This is a genomic window from Knoellia subterranea KCTC 19937 (genome assembly GCF_000768685.1).
In the GTDB taxonomy this organism is placed as follows: domain Bacteria; phylum Actinomycetota; class Actinomycetes; order Actinomycetales; family Dermatophilaceae; genus Knoellia; species Knoellia subterranea.
Genome location: NZ_AVPK01000001.1, coordinates 562,231 through 585,647 on the forward strand (window position 1 = coordinate 562,231; position 23,417 = coordinate 585,647).

Consider the following 23,417-nt stretch of genomic DNA (forward strand, 5'->3'; position numbering starts at 1 on the left):
ATGGGTTCGTGACCGACGCATCGCAGCCCGTGACCGACCCCCTGTCCCTCGCCGCTCTCGACACCGAGCGACACGTCGCGTCAGCCGGTTGGGACCAGCCACCGCGCCTCTTCGCCCTGGTCCCCACGGCCGATCTGCTCCGGCGAGAACCCCAGCTGGCCGCGGGCCTCACGGTGTCCGACCAGGTGTCCGGAGCCCTCACGGCGGTCGAGCAGGAGGACCTCCCCGAGGCGGACTCCATCGAGACCCTGCTCGGTCGGATCGCCTGGCCGGACACCGTCGAGGGGTGCGCCATCGTCCTCGAGCGCCTCGTCGTGCCACCGGATGCCGAGCGGGGACTCCCGAAGGACCGCGACAAGGCCCTCGAAGCCCTGGCGTCCCACCCCGAGCGTCGGGATGTGCGCCTGCTCGCCGCCGCCACCCGAGACGGTCGCAGCATCTGTCTCCTGCGCCAGCGCGATCACGACCGGGACGACCGGGTCGCCACGGGCAGCGACATTGCGCCCGGTCTCGTCGCCGCGCTGCGTGCGACCCTGGCCGGCTGACCCGACCCAACCGGGCCGGTCAGTGCATCAGCACCCGGGCAGCGTGTCCGCCTTGCCCGCGGCGATGGCGCGCACGGCACCCAGCGCATCGTCGAAGCTCCCGATGCGGACCACGGTGAGACCGTCGGGGACGTGACCCGCAACCTCGTTGCAGTTGTCCGTTGGTGCGAGGAAGTAGTCCGCTCCCCCGTTGCGCGCGCCGTGCAGCTTCTGACGGATTCCGCCGATGGGTCCCACCGACTCGTCCGGCTCCATGGTCCCCGTCCCGGCGATCCGCTTGCCTCCGGTGAGATCGCCCGGGGTCAGGACGTCATAGACCGCCAGCGTGAACATCGTTCCGGCAGAAGGTCCTCCGACCTCTCCGGCGGTGATCGTCACATCCACCGGCAGGTCGTAGTGGCGCCCGAGAAGGACGCCGATGATCGTCACACCGTCGTTGTCCCGCGTGGGGACCGACAGGGCCTTCTCGGCACCCTTGCGTTTCACGACGATGTCGATGGGGGTCCCGGCAGCGTGCGCCCGCACGGCTTCCTGGACCGCCGTGGCGTCCGTCGCCTGCGCGCCCGCCACGGACACGAACTCGTCGCCCGCCTCGAGGACTCCCTTGGCCGGGGAACCCTCGGGCAGTTGTGACACGACGACTCGCTCGGGCACGGTGTGGCCGGTCTCGCGCAGAGCGATGGCTGCTGCGACCTCCTGCGAATCGACCATCTCCGCCGCGTTCTCCTGTTGGATCTCCTCCCGGGTCGCCGTCTCGGGATAGATCTCCTCGCGCTTGAAGACCTCCTGGTCGTCACGCAGCTTGGCCACTGCGAGGTCGAAGACGTTGACACGCACACCCGGCCCACCGATGACCCGCACGGTCGTGAAGTCGAGGGCCCCCTTGGCCGGATAGGCGGTCGCACCGGAGACCTGCACGATGTCCTTGCCGTCGAGCTTGCCCAGGGTGTTGGTGATGGGTCCGGGCTCCAGCACGACATAGGGCAACGGGACGAAGGAGAGCCCGGCTGCGAGGAGGATGGTGACGAAGACGGCCGTGAGCAGGGCCGAGCTCCGGCGGCTCACTGCGTAGGGCTGCACCGGCGAAACGGACTCATGGGGCGCAGGCGTGGACCCGGCCCCCTCGCTCGGCGAGAAGGGCGACTGCGGCGAGCTCACGGCATACCCACCCATTCGGTGCCCCCGCCGCCGAGGTGCTGGTGCTTCCAGATCGGAACTTCCGCCTTGAGCGTGTCGATCAGGTCGCGGCATGCCGCGAACGCGGCGTCACGATGCGGCGCCGATGCGGCCACCACCACGGCGATCTCCCCGATGCCGAGGTGCCCGCTGCGGTGCACGGCGGCCAACCGCGCTGCCTGCGACCGCCCCGCAACCTCCTCGGCGACCTCGACCAGTCGCGCGACGGCCGTCGGGTGCACGGAGTAGTCGAGGGAATCGACGTCCTGTCCCCGATCATGGTCACGGACGACACCGACGAAGAGCGTGACACCCCCGCACGAAGGGTCCTGAACGGCGTCCAGGACCTCGTCCACGGACAGCCGCTGCTCGCGGATCTCGGCCAGGACGACCGTGCCGGTCCTCGGTCCCACACCGGTCACGTCGTGCTCCACACGTTCCTCCTCGGAACTATCCCCGGGACATCCGTGGTTGGGTACTGATGAGAACACATCCTCTCACCGTCAGTTCAGGAGACCCGCAGTGACCGCATCGCAGGACCGCCCCGACGAGCCCGAGGACTCGGGCCTCCCGCCGGAGCTCGAAGAGGTCCTGCGCGGACTGACCGGCGGTCGCGACCTGGACCCGCAGATGCTCGAGATGATGCGCGGCATGGGGTTGGACAAGATCGACCCGCAGACGTTGCAGATGGTCGCCGGTCAGGTGCAGTCGATGTTTGCCGGCGCCGACGAGAGCGGCGCCGTGGACGCGACCGTCGCCACCGACATCGCCCGCAAAACGGTTGCGGCAGAGGGCGATCCGACCATCTCGGCGGCCACGTCGAACGAGGCGAAGCAGGCGGTCGACGTCGCAAACCTCTGGCTCGACACGGTGACCGATCTGGACCACTCCGGCCTCGTCGGTCGGGCGTGGAGCCGGGCCGAATGGGTCGAGGCCACGGTGCCGGTGTGGCGCGAGCTCGTCGACCCCATCGCGGTCGGAGTCAGCGACGCCATGGGCAAGGCGCTGACCAAGCAGCTGGGCAATCTCGGCGAGGGCGGCCTCCCCGAAGGCCTGGTGCCGCCGGGCATCAACCCGGCCCAGATGATGAGCCAGATGGGGCCGATGCTCCGTCGCATGCAGGGGTCGATGTTCTCCGTCCAGTTGGGCCAGGCCGTCGGCACCCTCGCGGGCGAGATCCTCACCGGCAGTGAGGTGTCCCTCCCGCTCGTGCCCGCACCCGACGTCGTGCTCATGCCACAGGCCATCACGGCCTTCGCCGAAGGGCTCGAGATCGACGAGCCCCAGGCGCGACTGCTCCTCGCGGTGCGCGAGAGCGCTCGCACCCGCCTCTTCCACGTCGTGCCGTGGCTCGGACCGCAGCTGCTCACCGCAGTGCAGGACTACGCCCGCGACACCACCATCGACACCGATGCCATCGAGGAGGGGCTGCGATCGATCGACCCCACCGACGCCGAGGCGATGCAACAGGCCCTGGCCGGCCGCCTCTTCGCGCCGCAGCAGTCCGCGGCCCAGAAGGCCGCCCTCCTCCGCCTCGAGACGCTGCTCGCCCTCGTCGAGGGCTGGGTCGACGTCGTCACCGCAGCAGCCGTGAAGCCGCACCTCCCCCAGTCCGAGGCACTCGGCGAGGCCATCCGTCGCCGCCGTGCCTCCGGTGGGCCCGCGGAGAAGACCTTCGCTGCCCTGGTCAGCCTCGAACTTCGCCCCCGCCGCCTCCGCGATGCGGCAAACCTGTTCGCCGCACTCGAGGCCTCCGGTGGCGCGCAAGCCCGTGACGCCGCGTGGGCGCACCCCGACGTCGCACCGACCGCCGCCGACCTCGACGACCCTCTGGGCTACGTCGAGCGCTCGACCGCCCAGTCGACGGGCACCGACTGGGACGCCGGCCTCGACGAACTGCTGCGGGGCGAGAGCGGCGACGGCGCCCCCGAAGGCCCTTCGGCCTCGTGACGGCGGTGGATCAGGGCGTGACGGAGCGCTTCGCCCACCTCCACGCCGACGCGGTCACTGCGTTGTCCGCATGGACGTCCCCGGACGCAACCCAGGAACGGTTGCGGACGGCATACCTCGCTCATCTGGAAGCACACCGGGACGCGGTCGCCAAAGCCGGCCCACCCGCACACCTCACCGTCGGCTGCCTCGTCATCAGCCCGGACGGTGAGCACGTCCTCCTCACGCACCACCGGCGGGCCCGCGAGTGGTTCCAGTTCGGCGGTCACCTCGAGGCCGGCGATGCGTCCCTCCACGCCGCGGCGACCCGCGAGGGGCGCGAGGAGTCCGGCATCGCCGGGTTGGTGCCCGAGCGAACGCTCGTCCAACTCGACCGGCACACGCTGAGTGGCGACTTCGGACGATGCCGCGAGCACCTCGACGTGCGTTTCGCGGCCGTCCTCGACCGAGACGTGGAACCACATGTGAGTGACGAGTCGCTCGACGTCGCCTGGTGGCCGACGAACGCACTGCCGGAAGGGACGCGCGACGAGCTGTCCCTGCTCGTGGAGGCGACGCGGCGGACTCTGGGGCTCTGAGCGCGGGCCGCTGTCCACGCGGGACGGGTGTCAAGCGGTGGCGTCCTCGGCCGACTCCACGTCGTCGTCATCGGTGATGTCAAACCCGCGGGCCAGCGCGACCCCGTCGAGGAAGCCGCGCGCCCGCTCGAGTTTGGGATAGGACCGCAAGAGGGTCCAGAAGTCGCGGCTGTGACCGGCCACGAGGAGGTGAGCCAACTCGTGAAGGATCACATAGTCGACGACATAGCTCGGCATGCCCTGCAGACGGTCCGAGAGCCGGATCGAGCCGTCCGAGGGGGTGCAGCTCCCCCACCGTGACTTCTGGTTGGTGACCCAGCGGATGCTGCGCGGTCGCGCGTGACCCCCGAGGTAGCGCTCGGACAGGTCCGTGGCGCGCGCGAGGAGGTCGGCGTCACTCGGCTTCCGTCGCCGCTCCCCCGCCTTGAGCCGGTCGAGCATCCGGGCGACCCACACGCGCTCCTCGGCGCGCGACATCGAGGCGGGGATGAGCACGACGACCCGATCACCCTCGCGGCGTGCACTGACCGTGCGCCGCCGACGGGCGCTGCGCCGGACCTCCACGTCCTCGCTGCTCACCTTCCCCACGGTAGGCCAGACGCCGGACAACGGGCCCGGGGACGCGCTGCGGCGACGCCTCGCGACCCACCAAAAGTGACGGATGGGTTGGGTGGGGCAGATGAGACGAATGAGCCACTTTCGTGCACAGCCACCCCCACGCCACGCCGCCGCACGTGGTCCAGCTGAGCACGAATCCCGCCCTGACCGGTCTAGTGTGAAAACTGTCCTCGCCGCCCACGGCGGCACCACGACCAAGGAGTTGCAATGGCTGACGAGACCTACAAGGGCGAGTTCTACTGCGTGAAGTGCAAGGAGAAGCGCGAGGCCGAGGGCAACGTCGTCGTCTCCGACAACGGCCGCCGCATGGCCAAGGGCAAGTGCCCCGTGTGCGGCACCAACCTCAACCGCATCCTCGGCAAGGCCTGAGCGCCCGCCCCAGACCCTCAACGCCAGCGGCCCCCGGAACTCCACCGGGGGGCCGCCGCGTATCCCTGGGGCCGCCGCGTCTCCGCGGCCGCCGCAGGTCCGGGTCGGCCCCCACCGAACCACCGCGCGCGCCCCGTCGAGGCCGGGCCTGTGGATAGTCGGCGGGCGCACCCCACGAGGTGTGCCAGATTGTCGGGACCACACATTCTCAGGGGAGGCGTTCATGGTCCGGGCGGCGATCGTCGTGGACGGCAGGGGTGGACTCCCCGAGGAGATCTGCCGCCAGCTGCGTCAGGCGGGTGCATCCCGCGTGCAGGGAGGCCCGTACGCGGCCGATGCGGCCGAGGCACACCTCGGACTGCGGCCGCGGGAGTTGCCCTCAATCGTGGTGTTCGTGCGACCGAAGACGCTGACGATCGACACCACCGCACCCTGGCAGCGCGTCGGCGTGCCGCACCTGCCGGTCCTTTGCGACGGACGTGCTGCCGTCGTCGGTCCGCTCATCGTCCCGGGACGCGGGGCGTGCTGGAGGTGTCACGCGCTCACCTCGCACGACCTCGATGCGGTCGGTGCCCTGCCGGTCGGACGCTTCACGCTCGACACGGTGGCGCTCCCCGAAGGGGGTCTCGGGATCCTGACGGCGGCTGTCGCAGCCAGCGTCGCGCTCGCCGCTGCGGCCGGAGCCACTCGCCTCACGGGTGTGTCGACGGAGCTCGAACTCGAGGGTCCCAGCGTCGTGCACCGCTTCTGGCCCCGGCATCCGCTGTGTTCCGAGTGCGTCGGTTCGGGATCCGGCCCATGGCCGACCGGAGGTCACGACACAATGGCAGGGTGAGTGACATTCCCCGCCGGTCCCTGACGCGCACGGCCAAGCTGGTCGGCCTGCCGCTCGGACACGCGGGCCGAGCGGCGGTCGGGTTGGGCCGACGGGTGGGCGGCGCTCCGGCAGAGGCGATCGCTGCGGAGCTCCAGACCAGGACCGCTGAGCAGTTGTTCGCCGTCCTCGGCGAACTCAAGGGCGGCGCCATGAAGTTCGGGCAGGCACTCTCCGTCATGGAGGCGGCCATGCCCGAAGAACTCGCCGGCCCCTACCGGGCGACCCTCACCAAACTCCAGGACGCAGCACCGCCCATGCCCGTGGACCGCGTCCACGCGATCCTCGCCGAACAGCTCGGACCTCGTTGGCGGTCGGCCAAGTTCCAGTCCTTCGATGACCGACCCGTCGCGGCCGCCTCGATCGGTCAGGTGCATCGGGCCGTCTGGCGCGACGGGCGCGAGGTCGCCGTCAAGGTCCAGTACCCCGGGGCCGGGGCTGCGCTGCTGTCCGACCTCAACCAGCTCTCGCGCGTCGCTCGACTCGCGGGCGCGTGGATCCCCGGCATCGCCATGGGGCCGATCCTCGACGAGGTGCGCGACCGCATGAGCGAGGAACTGGACTACAACCTCGAGGCCACGCACCAGAAGGCGTTCGCCAGGGCGTTCCGCGGCGACGACGAGGTCATGGTCCCCGACGTTCTCGCCCAGTCCGACCAGGTCATCGTGTCCGAATGGGTCGAGGGCCGCCCTCTGTCGCAGGTCATCGCTGATGGCACGCCCGCCGAACGAGACCAGGCGGCGGCGCTCTATCTCGAGTTCCTGCTCCGTGGCCCGAACCGTGCGCGCCTGCTGCATGCCGACCCTCACCCCGGCAACTTCCGGATCACCCCCGACGGTCGTCTCGGCGTGCTCGACTTCGGTGCCGTGAACCGCCTCCCCGACGGCATGCCCGCCGACATGGGGCAGCTCATCACGCACACCCTCGCCGGCGATTCGGACGCGCTCGGCATCGTCCTCCGGCGCGCTGGATTCATCCGTCCGGGCGTCGAGGTCTCGGACGAGGCGCTGCTGAACTACCTCTCGTCCTTCGTCGAACCCCTGCAGCACGAGACCTTCACCTTCAGCCGGAGCTGGCTGCGCTCGGTGTCGGCGACGATCCAGGACCCGCGACGCCAGGAGTTCCTCGTCGGGCTGCGCCTGAACCTGCCCCCGGACTACCTGCTCATCCACCGGGTCTGGTTGGGGAGCATCGGGGTCCTGTGTCAGGTCGGTGGGACCGTGCCGATGCGTGACATGGTCTTCGCGCACGTCCCCGGAATCGACGAGGACGTCATTCCGCCGGTCGTCTGAGCGGTCGCGACCTGACCCGACTGCGCACGAGCGATGCCGGGTATGCCGTCCGCCCGCCTTCGGACGCACCTCACCCCGGCGCCCCGACCCCCACGGCAAGGTCGCGGATGAGTGCGTCAATTCCGCTGGGGTACAACGGGATTGACACGTTCGAGGCATCGACGGGGCGCCACTCCACGGGGATCGCGCGGCCGTTCTCGTGGAGCATCCCTCCCTCTGGCGGGATGACCGCCGCGGCGTCGAGGCGACCGCTGTGCACGAGGATGATCTCGTGAGCGGGGCTCCCGTTGTAGTCGAAGATGCTCTCCACGACGGCGTGACGCACCACGTCGTGAACCCCTGCCCCGAGTTCCTCGGCCACCTCGCGGACCACTGCCGCCTCGCCGGTCTCGCCGAACTCCACACCGCCGCCGATGAGTCGGTGGAAGCCCTCCGGGTTCTCCCTGTTCGCCTCGTAACGCGCCACGGCGTGGGCCGCCCCGTCGGGCGAGAGCAGCACCACAACGGCCGTGACCCGGATGGCCCGGCGTTCCAGACCCACGAACCTCAGGCCTTCGCGGCCTTGGCCGCAGCCTTCGCGGACTTCTTGAAGTCGCGCACCTTCTGCAGCGACTCGGCGTCGACGACATCCGCAACGGAGCGGAAGCTGCCGGTCTCGGAGTAGTCACCGGCGGCCTTCTCCCAACCGGCGGGCTGGACGTTGAGCTGCTTGGCCAGCAGCGCGACGAAGATCTTGGCCTTCTGCTCGCCGAAGCCCGGGAGCTTCTTGACGCGGCCGAGCAGTTCGGCGCCGGTCGCCGCGTCCGACCAGATGCGGCTGGCGTCACCGGAGTAGTCGTCCCGCACGACGGTGGCCAGCGCCTGGATGCGCCCCGCCATCGACCGCCCGTAGCGATGGACCGCGGGCGGAGTGGCGCACAGGTCGGCGAACGCCTCGGGGTCGGCGTCGGCGATCTCGGCAACGTCGAGGGTGCCGAAGCGCGCGAGGACCTTGGCCGGTCCGGCGAAGGCGCGCTCCATGGGGAACTGTTGGTCGAGGAGCATCCCTGTCAGCAACGCGAACGGATCCTCGCTGAGCACCTTGTCCGCTGTCGGGTCCTGGGCGATCGTCAGTGTGACCATGGGGCCAGCGTAGAACGCCGGTCGCTCACCACCCGCCGGGCCACGGGCAGCCCTTGATCCCGCCACGCCGCGAAGCCTCCGACGACGTCCGTCGCGCGCGTCAGACCCAGCGACCTCAACGCGTCGGCGGCGAGACTCGACGTGTAGCCCTCCTGGCACAGGACCACCACTCTCGTCCCGAAGTCCACCCCGGGAAGCACGGCATCCTGACGAGGGTCGAAGCGCCACTCGAGGACATTGCGCTCGATGACGAGCGGCGCCAGCCCCGGCGCCACCTCGCCCTCTTCGGCGCGCTGGGCCTCCGGCCGAATGTCCACGAGCCACGCCGCACCCGACCGGACCTCGCGCCAGGCGTCCCGGGCACTCAGGCGAGTCAATCTCGACCGCGCCTGCGCCAGCTGCTCGTCGATCCCGATACCGGTCACCACGACTCCCCCCGCTGCTCAACACCCGACGGCACGAGCTCACCGTCGACGAGGTCGTAGTGCGTCATCTGGTCGAGACGCGGCGAGTACGCGTGGACACTCAGGGCTGCCACGTCACCGGTGTTGACGACGTCGTGCAGATGGTTGGCGCCGAAGGCCCGACCCTCGCCCTCACGCAGCCGGCGCTCGTGGATCACGCCGTGGACGACCTGCCGTTCGGTCAGTGCTCCCCGGACCACGGTGAACGCACCACGCGATCCGCCGTGGTCGTGGAAGCCGGTGCCCGCGCCCGGCGGCCACTCGATGACCCACAGCTGCAGGTGATGGGTCTCGGCGAGCTGGTGCCAGCGACGGCCACCCGGGTCCTCCGAACGCGGCGGGAGCAGTTCGGGGAGATCGGGATCGCTGGCAAAGAGGTGGGCGACGCGCAGCAGCTGGACGGGAGTGAAGGTGTTGACGCCGGGAAGGGTCGAGGGACGGGCGAGTGCCATGAGGTGCTCCAAGGAATGTCGTCGAGGCGGTCGCGCAACAGAGGGCGACGCGGGGTGCTGGTGAGGCTGTGGTGCGGCTGAAGACGGAAGGTCAGCGGCAACAGCAACAGCACATGACGGCAGCGGGCATCACCGGGGCGATCCGGGAGGCTGCGGTCGACGACATGGGACGAGCGAACCACGCCACACAAAACGGGTCCACCCGGAAAGGCCGGCGTCTCAGCACGTGGTCGGCGGACGGCATACGCGTCAGGAGTGGTGCGGCAGAACGGATCCGGACATGAAACGGCGCCGCCCCCGACGTTCGGGGAGCGGCGCCGTCCTGGCGGTCATCGCACCATCATGCGGACCTCGGCGAGCATGCGCTCGCGTTCGAGGTGCGCCTGCGCCTTGCGCTGCGCCTCGTGGACGTTGCGCTCGTGCAGGGTGCGACGAACCTGTTGCATTCGCCTGCGATACATGGTTCCTCCAGGGATCCAGTCGTGTGGTCATGAGATTCAGTGCCCGATCACGAGGGTGGTCGGGTGAGCGATCGTGCTGGTGGTGCGAGCGACGGTCATGCCGCAACCGTGTCCTTGCGCGGGCGGCCACGGGGCCGCTTGCGGGGGATCACGACGCCCTGCTCGAAGAGCTCGCCACCCCAGACACCCCAGGGCTCCTGGCGATCGAGGGCACCCGCGAGGCAGGCGCTCCTGATCGGGCAGGTGGCACAGAGGGTCTTGGCGAACTCGACACCTGCAGGGGTGTCGGCGAACCAGAGCTCGGCGTCGTTCTCGCGACATGGCACGGAGTCACCGAGTTCGGCAGTGCACTCCTGTGCGTCGATGAGGTCGGTCAGCTGCACGGGGTGTCACCTCCTTCTCCGCCCGGTCGGGGCGGGGTTGTTGTTGCGTCGGTTGAGCGGTGGTCGGATGGATCGACGGACAACGAAAAGGCCGCGGATCCCGGGTGGGTTCCGCGGCCTGGAGGCCAATCGCTGCTGTTCTAGAGCGGCGACGCCAGACAGGAGGCGGACGGATCACCCGTGGTGAGGTCGAAGGCGGCATCTGCGCGGACACCGGTGCCGATCGGGGCACCCATACCGGCGGCGGACACACTGATCCCCTGGACCGGAACGGCGATGGGCGCGAGGGTCGGCAGAGCGCCCAGGTGCTCACGCGTGCGGAACGGGACTGCGTAGTCCGTTGCGATGCTCTTCGTGGTCTCCATAGCGGCCAACCCTCCTTCGGTGATCTCGGTGCGGTCGCACGGCAACTCGCCGTGCGTTGTGCATTCAGAGTAGGGGGCCGCGAGAACGGCCTGCAACGGAATTAATCGCTTGATTTGCCCGAGAACCCGACCACGGAGCGAATTACGTTGTGGCAGAACCGGATTCGTCCGGAAAAAAAGTTTCAGAAATATCGGAATCGGCGCGTTCGGCACCACTCAGGAGCGCGAGAACGGCCGCGCCGTAGCGGTCGAGCTTGGCCTGACCCACACCGCTGATCGTCGCGAGCTCGCGCAGATCGGCCGGCGTGCGCTCGGCGATGGCCGTGAGCGTCGCATCCGTGAAGACGACGTATGCCGGGACGCTGGCTTCCCGGGCCGTCTCCAGTCGCCACTCGCGCAGACGCTCGAATGTCGCCTCGTCGTAGGTGGCGGGGCAGGTCTTGCAGCGGCCCACGGTCCGCTCGGCCGCCGTGCCCAGATCAGCACCGCACGTGCGGCAGGTGCTGCGGCGGGCGGGCTTGGTGGCTCCGCCACCCGCCCCGCCGACGCGCGTCGATCGTTTGGGCTGCGAACGCGCACCCTCGCCGAGGACGCTCGCGGTGCCGTCGAGGAATCGCGAGGGACGGCGCGTGGCGCGAGCACCCGGGGTGCGCGCGCCCGCCCACGAGAGGACGAGCCGGTCCCGTGCCCGCGTGACGCCGACATAGAGCAACCGTCGCTCCTCCTCGATCGCCTCGGGTGTGTCCGCCATCGTGATCGGGAGATAGCCGTCGGAGCAGCCGATCAGGAAGACCGTTCCCCATTCGAGGCCCTTGGCAGCATGCAGGGACGCGAGGGTGACGCCCTGGACCGACGGTGCGTGCTGGGCAGCCATCCGCTCGTCGAGTTCGCGGATGAACGCAGGCATCCGGGCTTCGGAGTCGGCGACGAACAGGTCGTCCGCGAGCGCCGCGAGCGCCGCCAGGGACTCCCAGCGTTCGCGGGCAGCACCTCCGGCCACCGGCACTTCACGCGACCAGCCGGCACCGAGGAGGACGTCCCGGACCAGTTCGGGGAGCTGGACCGAGCCATCGTCCGAGCGGGCGGCACCACGCAGGAGCACGATCGCGTCGCGCACTTCCTTGCGCTGGAAGAAGCGCTCACCGCCTCGGACGAGGTAGGGGATGCCCTGGTCGGCGAGCGCCGACTCGACGACCTCGGACTGACCGTTCGTGCGGAAGAGGACGGCGATGTCTGCCGGCGAGACCCCGTCGGAGATGAGGTCGGCGATGCGGGCCGCGACGGCTGCGGCCTCGGCGGGGTCGTCGGGGTGGTTCTGCAGCTCCGGATCCGGCCCGGTCGCCCGCTGTGCCTCGAGCACCACCGATCCACTGCGTCGTCCACCGCTCGGCGTGCGCAGCACGAGGTTGGCCAGGCCCACGATCTCGGGTGTCGATCGGTAGTTGCGCACGAGCTCGACCTGACGCGACTTCGGGTGGCGGGACCGGAAGCCGAGGAGGTGAGCCGGCGTGGCCCCGGTGAACGAATAGATCGTCTGGGCCGGGTCACCGACGACGCAGATGTCCTGTCGGTCCGCGAGCCACAGGTCGAGCAGTCGCTGCTGGAGGGCGTTGACGTCCTGGTACTCGTCCACGACGAAGCTTCGGTACTGCTCGCGAACGGCACGCGCGACCGTGTCGTTCTCCTCGAGGATGCCCACCAGGACGAGCAGGACGTCCTCGAAGTCGATGACTCCCCGCTCCGCCTTGACCTCCTCGTAGGCCGCGAGCACGCGCGCCATCGCGGTGAGGTCGAGCCCCGGCGCCTCGCGCCCGGCCGCCCGTGCCGCGGCTGCATAGGTCTCGGCCGTCAGCATGCTGACCTTGGCCCACTCCACCTCGGCCGCGAGGTCGCGAATTCCGGTGCGGTCAAAGCGCATTCGCAGCCGACCGGCCGCCTCTGCCACGGCCCCCGCCTTGTGCGGCATGACCTCGGGCGCGGCACCACCGATGGCCTGGGGCCAGAAATAGTGGAGTTGTCGCAGGGCGGCGGCGTGGAAGGTCCGGGCCTGTACTCCCCCGACTCCGAGGTCACGCAACCGCGTCCGCATCTCACCCGCGGCCCGCGCGGTGAAGGTGACCGCCAGCGTGCGCTGCGGCTGCTGCGCACCGGACAGGACGGCATACGCAATGCGGTGGGTGATCGCGCGGGTCTTGCCGGTCCCGGCTCCGGCGAGCACCACCATCGGACCGGTGGGGTTCGCGGCAACCTCGCGCTGCTCCGGGTCGAGGCCGTCGAGGACCGCATCGGCGGACGGGTGTGCGGGCAGGGAGGACATCGGTGCGATCCTAGGTGTCGGGTCCGACGACCCTCGCCCGCCTGTCCACAGGAGCATCATGACCAACCGCATCCCCACCGCCGGCACCGTGACGATGTACTCGACCACGTGGTGCGGCTACTGCCGCCGCCTCAAGAGCCAGCTCGACCGTGAAGGGATCACCGTCGAGGTGATCGACATCGAGCGCGATGACGACGCAGCGGTCTACGTCATGCAGGTCAACGGGGGCAACCAGACCGTGCCGACCGTCGTCTTCCCCGACGGCAGCGCCGCGACCAACCCCTCGCTCGCCGAGGTCAAGCAGCGCATCGGCGCCTGACGTTCCCGACGGGGGACCCGCGGGACTCAGCCACGCAGCGGGCGGTCCGGGACGTCGATCTCCTCGCCGTACCAGTGCTCGATGAGGCGCCGGGCGATCGAAATGCGCTGGGAGATCCGCAGGGACCCGTCCTCGACGGCGCGGCGCAGCTCGTCGCGCTCGAACCACCGCGCCTCCTCGATCTCACTCTCCTGCAGGGTGAGCTCGGTCGACGTGGCCCGAGCCGTGAACCCGACCATGAGCGACGACGGGAACGGCCACGGTTGGTCACCCAGATAGGTCACGTCGTCGACCGTGACGCCGACCTCCTCGTGCACCTCGCGTGCGACAGCACCGGCCAGACTCTCCCCCGGCTCGACGAACCCCGCGAGCACGGACATGCCCTGCGGTGCAAAGCCCACGCCGCGGGCGAGCAGGAGCCGGTCGTGATCGTCGACGACCGACATGATCACCGCCGGGTCCGTCCGGGGATAGTGCTCGCTCTCGTCGCGCGGGCAGACCCGGATCCACCCCGAGTGGGCAGGCTCCGTAGGAGAGCCACACACGGAGCAGAACCCGTGGCGCGCATGCCAATTGGCCAGACCCGTAGCGGTCGTGAGGACGCCGGCATCGAGGTCGGGCAGTTGCGCCCCGACGGAGCGCAGTCCCTTCCAGCGAGGATCGTCGGCGACCGCTGGGGTCCCCTCCGAGACGATGAGCACGTATGCCGTCCCGCCCGCCGGAGCGTCGTGCCCCAGGTAGGCGGCAAAGCCGCCGCGGTCGGCCGCCGTCGGCGCCCGGAAGCGCAGACCCAGCTCGCCCTGCGGGTCCTCGACCACCTCGGCCCGGCCGCCGGCGAGCTCGAGCACGCGGGTCGCCGGGTCGTCGAGAAGGACGTCGAGAAGTCCCGGTTCGGTGCGGAGTTCGCTGTGGCGGTCAAGACCACCACGCGAGAGGGCGAGGGACGGGAGACTCGCTGCACGGGCCACGTTCACCACCCTACGGGGCCACACGGCATACGGTGAACGGGTGGAACGCACACCGACCTTTCTCGCCGCGCTGGCGAGTGCCGGCGTGCCGGGTCTCGACCCGGTGAGTGTCGAAGCGCTGCCCAGCGTTCCCTCACAGGACTACGACGTGGCCTTCGTGCAGGACACCGAGCACCGCCGGTGGGTCGTGCGCGCGCCCCGCAGCGAGGCGGCTGCGGCGCGGATGGACCTGACGGTGATGCTGCTCCAGCTGCTCGCGCGCCGCCTGCCGTTCGCCGTGCCGGCGCCCCGCGGTTTCGTCGAGCTGCGGACGGGTGGGCGAGCGATGATCTATCCGTACCTACCCGGCCACAACCTCGCGTTCGACGCGCTGCCGCCCGGAGCGGGGCCTGCTGCCGATCTCGGCCGTGCTCTGGCGGCGCTGCACAACACCGACCCCCGCCTCTTCGACGAAGCGGGGGTGCCGTCCTATGACACCGACGCCTACCGGACCCGTCGGCTCGCGGAGTTGGATCGCGCAGCCGAATCGGGTCGGGTGCCCACGGCCCTGTTGGCGCGGTGGGAGCACGCGCTCGAGGACGTTGCTCTGTGGCGCTTCGCGCCGACCCCGATCCACGGCGACCTCACCGGGGACCAGGTGCTCGCCGTCTTCGAGGACGACTCGGACGCCGCCACCGGTCGCATTCGGGGCATCACGGGCTGGGAGGACGCCAAGGTCGCCGACCCCGCGGACGACTTCGCCGCGTTGGTCGACGAGGCCGACGCCGCGACCGTCGAAACCGTCCTTGAGGCCTATGCCCACGCCCGGGTCGAACGGCCGGATCCCAATCTGCTGGTGCGGGCCCGCTTGAGTGCCGAGCTCACCGTGCTCGCCGAGCTCATGCGGGCCGATGCCCGGGGCGACGAGGACGCCATCGAGGGCCTGTCGAGCCGGCTCCGTCGCCTCGACGAGGAGGTTCACGCAGAGGACTCGACCGATGACTACCGCCGGACCTCGCTGACGCCGGTGGCCCTGCGCGGTCGCTCTGCGCCGCCGCCGGACGTGCCCGAGGAGGACGACGACGAGGACATCGTCGAGGTGGAGCCCGCCGACTCGGCCGCGACCGAGAGCGCACCCGAGACGAATCCCGATCCCGAGTCCGAGACGGAGTCCGAGTCGCAGTCCGAGTCCGAGTCCGAAGCCGATGGACTCTCAGCGGACGTCGATTCCCCTGCGGATTCCACCGTCGGGACAGACTCCGAGCCCACCCCTGCGGGCGGAGCCCCGGACGCCGACGCCGATGCTGCGGAGGCGGTCGTCCACGAGACGGAGCACGACGACGTTGCCTGGACGCCCCGTCGGCTGGGCGCGGACTCCAACCCGGTCACCTACGAGGACGACGTCACGGGCGAGGAACCGCCGCGAGCAGCTCGCTGATCTCCGCTTCGTCCGGCAGGTTGGGCCAGACCGTCTCGCCGGTGCCTGCGTAGTAGAACGCTCCTCGGACGCGCTCCGGCTCGACTCCCCGCAGCCGGGCCCACGCGATCCGGTATGCCGCGAGCTGGAGTGCACGGATCCGCGCCACCTCCCCGGCCGGCCGGGACCCGGTCTTCCAGTCGACGATGACGAAGTCGGCGCCGTCGATGTCGGCGAAGACCGCGTCGATCCGCCCGCGAATCGCCACGTCGTCGATGACCGTCTCGAGTGCGGTCTCGATCTCGAGCGGCGTGCGGCCCGCCCACGGACTGGCGAGGAAGCGCTCGCGCATGATCGGGAGTTCCTCGTCGCCCATCGGGTCATCGTCGGCGCTTCCGGGCAGGTCGAAGAGGTCCACGATCGCCGCCCGCGCATAGTGCTCCTCCACCCACGCGTGGAAGGCGGTACCCCTGCGAGCAGCCGAGGCCGGAGCCGCCGGCATCGGACGACGCAACTCCGACGTGAACCGCTGCGGGTCACTCGCGAAGGCCACCAGTGACGACGTGGACAGGTGTGATGGCAGCTCGACGACGTCCTCGTGACGGGACTGGCGCGAGCGCCTCTCGGAGAGCAGGACCTCGATCTCGCGGGCCCAATCACCGTGCTGCGACTCGGGCGGTGCTGCCCCGGCCTCCCCGGGGGCCACGGCGCGAATTGCGTCGGCCGCAGCCGTGGCGCGAACGCGCCGGTGGGCGAGGTGGTCGACCGGCCACACGAACTCAGCCCCCTCCTCGCTGCCCGGCTTGGTGGGCGGAGTTCCGTCGTCATCGGGTTCGGGTAGGTCGGCCCAGTGGCTGCTGCGGATCGGCGCGTTCCCGTGCCCGACGAGCTCGCGCGCCTCGTCGAGGAAGCGGGACGCGATGCGCGGCGTGCGGGGTCGACTCCACACGCTCGCCGTGAGGAGCAGCGCGTGCCGCGCCCGAGTGGCCGCGACATAGGCGAGGCGTCGTTCCTCGGCCACGGCGTGCTCGCCTCCGGCCTGCGCGAACTCCTCGAGACCGGCATGGAGATCGTCCCAACCCGATGCGCTGAGCCAGCCGAAGTGGGGCAGCCCGTCGCGGTCACCACGCAGTTCGTAGGGAAGGCCACCGTCCTGAAGACCCGCGAGCCATCCCTTGTCTCGGGGTTCGGAGAGGCGCCACGCGCCGTCCTTGAAGTTCGGGGTGTGGTTGTTGTGGGCCGGGAACGTGCTCTCCACGAGCGCCGGCACGGCCACGACGTCCCATTCGAGGCCCTTGGCGGCGTGGATGGTCATGACCTGCACGGCATCGGGGGTGGCGTCGGCGTAGCCGCGATCCAGACCCCGCTCCTCGTCGATGGCCGCCTTGATCCAATCGAGGAACCCACCGAGCGTTGGCCGGTCGGCGCTCTGGGAGAACTGGGCCGCGACGTCGGCAAAGGCGTCGAGGTGGGCCCGGGCCGCGGCCGGGGTGTATTCGGGCCGGGCCAGCACCTCGATGTCGAGTCCGAGAGCCCGCTCGGCCTCGACCACGAGATCGGCGAGCGGAAGGAAGGTCAGGCCGCGGAGCCTGCGCACGGTGTCGGCCAGCCCGAGGAGGCGCTCTCGCGCAAGGTCGGAAAGGTGCTCGCCCACTTCACCCACCCAACCCCGGGGCGGCGGGGAGTCCAGGGCCTCGACGATGCTCGGGTCGTCGGCGGCGTCCGGGGCGAGGTCCCGTTCGTGACGGGCCTGAGTGTCTCCGCGTAGCCGTTGCTGCACGCGTGACCAGGCCGCAAGTCCGTCGAGGTCGGCGATGCCCAGACGCATCATCGGACCGGTCAGCAGCCGGAGCAGGTGGTCTCCGCGGGAGGGATCCTGCACGACATGTAGGAGCGCCACGACGTCCTCGACCTCGGGCGTGAGCAGGAGCCCACCCAGTCCGACGACCTCGTGCGGGATGTCGTGGTCATCGAGTGCCGCGGTCACCGTGGCGAACTCGGCGCGCTTGCGGCAGAGCACGGCGGCGCTGACGGGGCCTCGGGAGCGGTGGTCGGCGAGCCACGTGGCGATGTGTTGGGCCTCCTCCGCGGCTGTGGCGAGGCGGGCCACCTCGACCGATCCCGTCCCTGCGCCGGGACGCGGCGCCAGCGGCTCCACGGGGACACGAGACTTCGCCCGCAAGGGGGTGGCGAGGTGGTTGGCGACCGTGAGGATGGCCTCGTCATTGCGCCAACTCGTCGACAGGTCGAGCTTCTGCGCCGGATCGGGATCCGCGAACTCGTCGGCGAACCGCGTCAGCGTCGTGGCGCTCGCACCCCGCCATCCGTAGATCGACTGGTGCGGGTCGCCCACCGCCGTGACGGCCGAGGTCTCCCCCGGCGCCACGTAGAGCGCACGAAGCAGCGCCAGCTGCGCCTCGGAGGTGTCCTGGAACTCGTCGAGGAGGACGACCCGGTGCCGGGCCCGCTCGATCGCTCCGATGTCGTCGAACTCCATCGCGAGGCGTGCCGCGAGTGCCATCTGGTCCGCGAAGTCCATGGCGTCGCGCTGGCGCTTGAGCTCCGCGTAGCGCCCGACGATGGGCAGGACCGCTCGCCGCAGACGGAGGTTCGTCAACTCCGTCGCCGCGGGATGGTTGCGTCGACGGGTCTCCCCTCGCTCCATCTGCTCCAGGTGGGAGATCACCCGATCGAGGTGTGCCGCAACGGTTTCGGGTGTTTGGAGGTGCTCGGCCATCTCACCGGCGAGGTCGACGACTGCGGCGGTGACGGTGGACTCTGCCTTGTCGACCTCGTCCATCGGTCCGTCATAGCGCACGACCGCTTCGTGTGCCGTCTGCCAGGCTGCGGCCTCGGACAGCAGTCGGGTGTCGGCTTCGTAGCCCAGCCGGAGGCCGTGCTCACGAACCAGCCGACCGGCATACGAGTGGTAGGTCGCGACGGTCACGGCGGAACCGAGTGCCGGAGCGCCATCGACCTCCTGCGGCGTCCAGAGCCCGACCCGGCGCAGTTGCCCCAGCCGGTTGCCGATGCGGTCGGCCAGCTCCGTGGCGGCCTTGCGGGTGAAGGTGAGTCCGAGGACGTCCTCGGGCTCGACGAACCCGTTGGCCACGAGCCAGACGACGCGTGCCGCCATCGTCTCGGTCTTGCCGGAGCCGGCGCCGGCGATGACCAGGAGCGGCCGAAGCGGGGCTTCGATCACCGCAGTCTGTTCGGGCGTCGGCCGGTGCGCGAGACCGATCGCGTCGGCGACCTGGGCAGCAGAGAACCGTGCGTTCACAGGGCTCTCCCCTCGGCCTGCGCCGGACACGACGTCCTGACCGGGCACGTCCGGCACACATCGTCGCTCGGTGTTGCGACGAAGGTGGCCCCGGCCATGAGTTCTCCCGTGCCGACGACGAGGTCGTGTGCCCACTTCGGGTCCTCGTCATCGCCCAGGGGCGGTTGAACCTGCATCGACGTCGACTTGCCCGCCGCCTTGCCGAGGTGCAGCAGCGCCGCCCCCGACGCGTTCCTGGGGACGTCGACACCCTCGAACCCCCCGGCTTCGACCGCGAGTTGATAGGCACCCAACTGCGCATGTCGCGGGACATCCGCCGTGCGCGGCTTGCTCGACCCCGTCTTGTAGTCGATGACCCGCACCTCGCCCGTGGGCCGGACGTCGAGGCGGTCCACCGACCCGGACAGGACGACGCGGCCCAGTACCACCCGCATGCGTGCCTCTGCCGCGAGTCGTGACCAGCCCGCGGCCGAGTTCTCGTCGAAGAAGCGGGCCAGCCGAGCGACCATCTGCTCGGCGAGGCGACGTTTGTGGTCGGTCGGCCACCCCCGGGGCAGGCCCAGTCGCGGCCATCGCTCGTCGAGGGTGGCCCGCATCGAGGCAGCGTCCCGGTCACCCTCCGCGGCGATCTCGTGGATCAGCGTGCCGATGTCTCGCTGGCCGATGGTCGGGCCGTCGCCACCGACCTTGGTCAACGCCCACTTGAGCTGACAGGAGCCGAACCCGTCGATCGAGGAGGGGCCGACCCGAACGGGGTCCTCCGGACCGCGCCTCGGCCGGTCGTCACTGGGTCTGCGGAGCACCCACCAGGACGCAGGGTCCGCGCCCGGCACCCCGTCGCGGGCCAATCGCGCGAGTGAGGTGATGGCCGCCCCACGGCGGCGCGGATCCGAGTCGACGACATCGCGACGCAGCGCACCCACCAGCGCCGGGAGGGTCATCGGGTGCGACCAGTCGCTGAGTTCGCGGCGGTCGGCGTCGTCGGGCAAGGGGTCGACGACGTCGAGATAGGGCGAGGGCTGCTCGTCCTCGCTGCGCACCGCCGTGACGAGGAGCGATCTGCTCGCCCGCGACACGGCGACGTGGAACAAGCGGGTCTCGTCGTGGCGCACGGCGGCGAGGGCTGCCCGGTGACCGCCCTCGCGGCCCCGCACGACGTCCACGAGGTCCTGGGATCCGAGGAGTGAGCCGCGCAGCCGCAGGTCGGGCCAGCTCCCCTCCTGCACCCCCGCGACGACGACAAGCGGCCAGTGCCGACCCGCGGCCGACTGCGGCGTGAGCAGCGAGACGGCCTCGCCGGCCGGTGCCCTTGCGGCGAGCGTGTCGCCCGGGACGTCCTGCCCGAGCACATGGTGCAGGAAGGCCTCGGGTGACGACCCGGGCAGTCGTTCCGCGTGGGTTGCGGCGGCCCGGAGCACGGCGAGCACGGCGTCCAGATCACGATCGGCCCGGGCACCCGCGGCCCCACCGGCCAGGGCGGACTCGCGCCACGGCCCCGCGAGGCGCGAGGCGTCCCACATGGCCCAGAGGATGCCCTCGGCGGTGACACCCGCACCCCATTCCCCAGTGCTGGCGCCACAGGCCTCCACGCCCTCGCGGATCATTCGACCGATCCGCTGGATCGAGCGCCCCTCGACCCCGAGTTGGTCATGGACGGCCGGGCGGAGCAGGACCTCTGCCAGCAGCTCGTCACTTGTGCGCCCACCGCCGGCTTCGAGCTCGTCACGGCGCAGCGTCCGGCGCAGCCGTCGAAGCTCCACCGGATCGGCGGCCCCCAGCGGTGACACCAGCAGGTCGAGGGCGGCTTCGACGGGCACGTCCTCGGTTCGGCCCAGGGCGAGGTCCGACACGACCTGGAGCAGTGCGAGCAGCGGTCGGACGGCCGGCTCGTCGCGGACCGGCAGCTCCGCCTCGGCTGCCGTGACCGGAACGCCCGAGGTCTGGAGGGCGCGGCGCAACGCGGCGCTGCGCGACTGCCCGCGCACGACCACAGCCATGTCGGACCAGGGCACCCCGTCGAGCAGGTGCGCGGCACGCAGCCGGGCCGCGATGAACCCGCACTCCTGACTCACCGACCGGAGGAGGTGGACCCCCACGGATCCGCCCTCCCCCACGGCTTCGGCACGGCGGTGCCCGACATCGCCCACGACGCCGATGTGACCGGCGACGGAACGAGCCACGTCGCGCAGCCGCTCGGGCCGGTGGCTCTGCGGCAGGACCACCGTCGGCCCGTCGCCGAGGACCGCCCACTCGCGCGCCAGCAGAGTGGGGTCGCCACCACGGAAGGTCTGCGTCGCGCTGTCGGGGTCACCGAGCAGCACCATCCCCACGCCCGGCGACACGCTGCGCAGCACCTGCAGCAGATGGAGCGCAGCCGGGGTCATCTCCTGGGCGTCGTCCACGACGACGAGTCGCAAGGACCCCACGACGGAGCGCGCGAGGTCGTCGTCCCCCTCGAGTGCGCTGGCGGCGGCGCCGAGGATGAGCGCCGGGTCGAACGCACCCGGCGTCAGGAGGGCGGTGACTTCGTCGTACTCCCGCAGCAGCTCGGCACCGGCCACCCACTCGTCACGACCGTGTTGGAGCCCCAACGCCCGCAGGTCGTCCGCACCCAGGCCGAGCTCGACAGCGCGCATGAGCAGGTCTCGCAGCTCGGCCCGAAAGGCCCGGGTCGGCAGCGCGAGCCGCACCCGCTCCGGCCACTGTGGCCCGACGCTCTCCCCCGACGCGTGACCCGCGAGCAGTTCGCGCAGGACGACGTCCTGCTCGGGACCACTGAGCAGTCGCGGGGGCGGGTCCCCCGCCAGCGCCGCCGCGGCCCTCAGGACACCGAACCCGAAGGACGGGAAGGTCCGTGCCAGCGGCTCAGTCGAAGTGCCCCCGACGCGTGCCGTCACGCGGTCGCGCAGCCGGGCGGCGCCACGACGGGAGGCGGCGAGGAGCAGACACTGGTCCGGTCGCACCCCGTCGTCGACGTGCCCGGCGACGAGTTCGACGGCGACCGTGGACTTGCCCGTCGCGGGCGCGCCGAGCACCCGGAGAAGTCCACTGCCGCGCCACTCGACGACACCACGTTGCACCGCGTCGAGGTCGGGCGCATCGGTCGTCGCGTCGGTCGCGGCACGTCGCAGGGTCAGCACGTGCCGATCCCATCACGTCGGACCGACAGGCCGGGTGGGCCGGCCCACCGCATCAGTACGTCGGCTGGCTGGGGTCGACGTCGCGAACCCAGGCCAGGACGCCGCCAGTGACGTCGACCGCGTCGACACCTCGTTCACGCAACAGGGCGACGGCCTCGGCCGAGCGGGCCCCGGACTTGCAATAGATCAATGCCGGTATGCCGTCCGCGAGCCGAGCGATCGCCTCACCTCCGTCGTCGCGCACCTGACCGATCGGATGGAGCACCGACCCGGGGATGGCCACGACGTCGCGCTCACCCGGCTCCCGGACGTCGACGAGGAGGAAGGCGTCACCCCCGCGGCTCCTGTCCTCGAGCCTGCGCGCGAGGTCCGCAACCGCAATCAACGGTGCCGCCGATTCGGTTGTGACAGAACCACTCTCAGCCTCTTCGACCGAGTCGTTCTCGATGCCCAGGGATCGGTGCGGATCCGCATCGGCCCCACAGACGAGGCAGTCGGGGTTGGCGGCGACGGGCACCGTGCCCCATTCCTGGCGCCACGCGTCGTGCACCAGGAGTCGTCCGACCAGCGGCGCACCCACCCCCACCACGAGCTTGACCACTTCCTCGGCCATGACCGAACCGATCGCCCCGACACTCGCTCCGAGGACCCCACCGGTCGAACAGGACGGAACGGCCCCGGGCGGCGGCGGCTCCGGGAAGATGCAGCGATAGCAGGGGCCCTCGCCCGCCCACCACACGCTGACCTGCGCGTCGTGCTGGTAGACCGAGCCCCAGACGTGGGGGACGCCCAGCCGGGCGCACGCGTCCCCCACGAGGTATCGCGTCGGGAAGTTGTCGGCCCCGTCCACGACGACATCGTGATCGGCGACGAGATCCAGGACGTTGTCGGCCGTGAGCCGCTCCGCGAGCGGCACCACGTCGGTGTCGGGCGCGAGGGCGGCAAGCGCATCCACGGCCGAGTCCACCTTGGGGCGTCCGACGTCGGCCACCCCGTGGATCACCTGTCGCTGCAGGTTGGTGAGGTCGACAGCGTCGTCATCGACCACGGTGAGACGTCCGACCCCCGCGCCCGCGAGATAGAGCAGAACGGGCGACCCCAGCCCTCCGGCACCCACGACGAGAACCCGGGCAGCTCGCAGCCGTCGCTGCCCCTCGTCGCCCACCCCGGGCAGGATGACGTGACGTGCGAAACGGGTGCGCTCCGCGGACGAGAGCGGACCGCCCACCGGGGCGACCGGCATACGCGCGCTTGTCCGACGATCCACGTCCACCCGGCCACGATACGACCGGGCAGCGGCCGAACCAGCCTCGGTTCCGTACTATGACGCGCACCACACCGAACCGCC

The 23,417-nt window shown here is 70.8% G+C and carries 22 protein-coding genes; 8 read left to right on the forward strand and 14 right to left on the reverse strand.

The features are described from left to right. Positions 1 to 8: 8 nt before the first annotated feature. Positions 9 to 545 (forward strand): PPA1309 family protein, encoded by a 537-nt coding sequence (locus tag N803_RS02565; protein ID WP_035902340.1) that lies wholly within the window; start codon positions 9 to 11, stop codon positions 543 to 545. A 27-nt stretch (positions 546 to 572) separates the two neighbouring features. Here the strand turns inward: N803_RS02565 and N803_RS02570 are convergent, their stop codons facing one another. Beyond that, positions 573 to 1,625 carry a YlbL family protein gene (locus N803_RS02570; protein ID WP_245616965.1) on the reverse strand — a complete coding sequence of 351 codons (1,053 nt, stop codon included), beginning with the start codon at positions 1,623 to 1,625 and terminating at the stop codon, positions 573 to 575. Between the two features lie 74 nt (positions 1,626 to 1,699). Beyond that, positions 1,700 to 2,155 carry a molybdenum cofactor biosynthesis protein MoaE gene (locus N803_RS02575; RefSeq protein WP_084763932.1) on the reverse strand — a complete coding sequence of 152 codons (456 nt, stop codon included), beginning with the start codon at positions 2,153 to 2,155 and terminating at the stop codon, positions 1,700 to 1,702. A gap of 88 nt (positions 2,156 to 2,243) precedes the next feature. Between N803_RS02575 and N803_RS02580 the strand changes: the two genes are divergently transcribed. Then, positions 2,244 to 3,671 (forward strand): zinc-dependent metalloprotease, encoded by a 1,428-nt coding sequence (locus N803_RS02580; protein ID WP_035902342.1) that lies wholly within the window; start codon positions 2,244 to 2,246, stop codon positions 3,669 to 3,671. Positions 3,672 to 3,688: 17 nt separating this feature from the next. Next, a complete protein-coding gene (locus tag N803_RS02585; protein WP_245616966.1) occupies positions 3,689 to 4,249 on the forward strand; it encodes an NUDIX hydrolase in 561 nt (186 codons plus the stop codon). A gap of 30 nt (positions 4,250 to 4,279) precedes the next feature. Here the strand turns inward: N803_RS02585 and N803_RS02590 are convergent, their stop codons facing one another. Then, positions 4,280 to 4,828: a M48 metallopeptidase family protein gene (locus tag N803_RS02590; RefSeq protein ID WP_035902345.1), complete on the reverse strand. Its 549-nt coding sequence runs from the start codon at positions 4,826 to 4,828 to the stop codon at positions 4,280 to 4,282. A 246-nt stretch (positions 4,829 to 5,074) separates the two neighbouring features. On the opposite strand from N803_RS02590, the gene N803_RS18480 reads away from it, so the two are divergent. The 3 genes from N803_RS18480 (at position 5,075) to N803_RS02600 (ending at position 7,402) form a co-directional block, all read left to right on the forward strand. Further along, positions 5,075 to 5,236, forward strand: coding sequence for a DUF5679 domain-containing protein (locus tag N803_RS18480; protein WP_009775774.1), 162 nt, complete (start codon positions 5,075 to 5,077; stop codon positions 5,234 to 5,236). A 223-nt stretch (positions 5,237 to 5,459) separates the two neighbouring features. Then, complete coding sequence (locus N803_RS02595) at positions 5,460 to 6,071, forward strand: hypothetical protein (RefSeq protein WP_035902346.1); 612 nt, start codon at positions 5,460 to 5,462, stop codon at positions 6,069 to 6,071. After that, the gene (locus tag N803_RS02600) at positions 6,068 to 7,402 is read left to right on the forward strand and encodes an ABC1 kinase family protein (protein WP_035902347.1); all 1,335 of its coding nucleotides are present in this window, start codon (positions 6,068 to 6,070) and stop codon (positions 7,400 to 7,402) included. Before N803_RS02595 ends, N803_RS02600 begins: the two co-directional genes overlap by 4 nt. Positions 7,403 to 7,472: 70 nt before the next feature. On the opposite strand, the gene N803_RS02605 is transcribed toward N803_RS02600, so the two are convergent. The 7 genes from N803_RS02605 to N803_RS02635 form a co-directional block, all read right to left on the reverse strand. Next, entirely contained in the window at positions 7,473 to 7,943 is a 471-nt protein-coding gene (locus tag N803_RS02605; RefSeq protein ID WP_052111628.1) for an NUDIX hydrolase, read from the reverse strand. Between the two features lie 5 nt (positions 7,944 to 7,948). Continuing rightward, entirely contained in the window at positions 7,949 to 8,524 is a 576-nt protein-coding gene (locus N803_RS02610; RefSeq protein WP_035902350.1) for an HhH-GPD-type base excision DNA repair protein, read from the reverse strand. Next, positions 8,512 to 8,949, reverse strand: coding sequence for a rhodanese-like domain-containing protein (locus tag N803_RS02615; RefSeq protein WP_052111630.1), 438 nt, complete (start codon positions 8,947 to 8,949; stop codon positions 8,512 to 8,514). Before N803_RS02615 ends, N803_RS02610 begins: the two co-directional genes overlap by 13 nt. Beyond that, the gene (locus N803_RS02620) at positions 8,946 to 9,440 is read right to left on the reverse strand and encodes a cysteine dioxygenase (RefSeq protein ID WP_052111631.1); all 495 of its coding nucleotides are present in this window, start codon (positions 9,438 to 9,440) and stop codon (positions 8,946 to 8,948) included. The genes N803_RS02615 and N803_RS02620 overlap by 4 nt, the downstream gene beginning before the upstream one ends. A gap of 556 nt (positions 9,441 to 9,996) precedes the next feature. Next, complete coding sequence (locus N803_RS02625; RefSeq protein WP_035902351.1) at positions 9,997 to 10,284, reverse strand: WhiB family transcriptional regulator; 288 nt, start codon at positions 10,282 to 10,284, stop codon at positions 9,997 to 9,999. Positions 10,285 to 10,424: 140 nt separating this feature from the next. After that, positions 10,425 to 10,649 carry a hypothetical protein gene (locus tag N803_RS02630; RefSeq protein WP_035902353.1) on the reverse strand — a complete coding sequence of 75 codons (225 nt, stop codon included), beginning with the start codon at positions 10,647 to 10,649 and terminating at the stop codon, positions 10,425 to 10,427. Between the two features lie 142 nt (positions 10,650 to 10,791). Then, entirely contained in the window at positions 10,792 to 12,966 is a 2,175-nt protein-coding gene (locus N803_RS02635; protein WP_052111633.1) for an ATP-dependent DNA helicase UvrD2, read from the reverse strand. A gap of 58 nt (positions 12,967 to 13,024) precedes the next feature. On the opposite strand from N803_RS02635, the gene N803_RS02640 reads away from it, so the two are divergent. Further along, on the forward strand, positions 13,025 to 13,285 hold the full coding sequence (locus N803_RS02640; protein ID WP_035902354.1) for a mycoredoxin: 261 nt from the start codon (positions 13,025 to 13,027) through the stop codon (positions 13,283 to 13,285). Positions 13,286 to 13,311: 26 nt separating this feature from the next. Here N803_RS02640 and nudC read toward each other — a convergent pair whose 3' ends face one another. Continuing rightward, positions 13,312 to 14,253 (reverse strand): NAD(+) diphosphatase, encoded by a 942-nt coding sequence (gene nudC, locus N803_RS02645; protein ID WP_035902355.1) that lies wholly within the window; start codon positions 14,251 to 14,253, stop codon positions 13,312 to 13,314. A gap of 40 nt (positions 14,254 to 14,293) precedes the next feature. Here nudC and N803_RS02650 point away from each other — a divergent pair, with 40 nt between their 5' ends. Further along, entirely contained in the window at positions 14,294 to 15,670 is a 1,377-nt protein-coding gene (locus N803_RS02650) for a macrolide 2'-phosphotransferase (RefSeq protein ID WP_084763934.1), read from the forward strand. Here N803_RS02650 and N803_RS02655 read toward each other — a convergent pair. The 3 genes from N803_RS02655 to N803_RS02665 are packed head-to-tail and all read right to left on the reverse strand — an operon-like array spanning position 15,636 to position 23,312. Next, a complete protein-coding gene (locus tag N803_RS02655) occupies positions 15,636 to 18,929 on the reverse strand; it encodes an ATP-dependent helicase (protein WP_035902716.1) in 3,294 nt (1,097 codons plus the stop codon). The genes N803_RS02650 and N803_RS02655 overlap by 35 nt on opposite strands. Next, positions 18,926 to 22,069: an ATP-dependent helicase gene (locus N803_RS02660; protein WP_035902356.1), complete on the reverse strand. Its 3,144-nt coding sequence runs from the start codon at positions 22,067 to 22,069 to the stop codon at positions 18,926 to 18,928. Before N803_RS02660 ends, N803_RS02655 begins: the two co-directional genes overlap by 4 nt. A gap of 52 nt (positions 22,070 to 22,121) precedes the next feature. Continuing rightward, on the reverse strand, positions 22,122 to 23,312 hold the full coding sequence (locus tag N803_RS02665) for a ThiF family adenylyltransferase (protein WP_035902357.1): 1,191 nt from the start codon (positions 23,310 to 23,312) through the stop codon (positions 22,122 to 22,124). Positions 23,313 to 23,417 lie beyond the last annotated feature (105 nt).

Excerpts from the sequence above, each read along its gene's own strand:
- N803_RS18480 (WP_009775774.1), top strand. The coding sequence starts at position 5,075 with ATGGCTGACGAGACCTACAAGGGCGAGTTCTACTGCGTGAAGTGCAAG.
- N803_RS02595 (WP_035902346.1), top strand. The coding sequence starts at position 5,460 with ATGGTCCGGGCGGCGATCGTCGTGGACGGCAGGGGTGGACTCCCCGAG.
- N803_RS02610 (WP_035902350.1), bottom strand. The coding sequence starts at position 8,524 with ATGGTCACACTGACGATCGCCCAGGACCCGACAGCGGACAAGGTGCTC.
- N803_RS02620 (WP_052111631.1), bottom strand. The coding sequence starts at position 9,440 with ATGGCACTCGCCCGTCCCTCGACCCTTCCCGGCGTCAACACCTTCACT.
- N803_RS02630 (WP_035902353.1), bottom strand. The coding sequence starts at position 10,649 with ATGGAGACCACGAAGAGCATCGCAACGGACTACGCAGTCCCGTTCCGC.
- N803_RS02635 (WP_052111633.1), bottom strand. The coding sequence starts at position 12,966 with ATGTCCTCCCTGCCCGCACACCCGTCCGCCGATGCGGTCCTCGACGGC.
- N803_RS02640 (WP_035902354.1), top strand. The coding sequence starts at position 13,025 with ATGACCAACCGCATCCCCACCGCCGGCACCGTGACGATGTACTCGACC.
- N803_RS02665 (WP_035902357.1), bottom strand. The coding sequence starts at position 23,312 with ATGCCGGTCGCCCCGGTGGGCGGTCCGCTCTCGTCCGCGGAGCGCACC.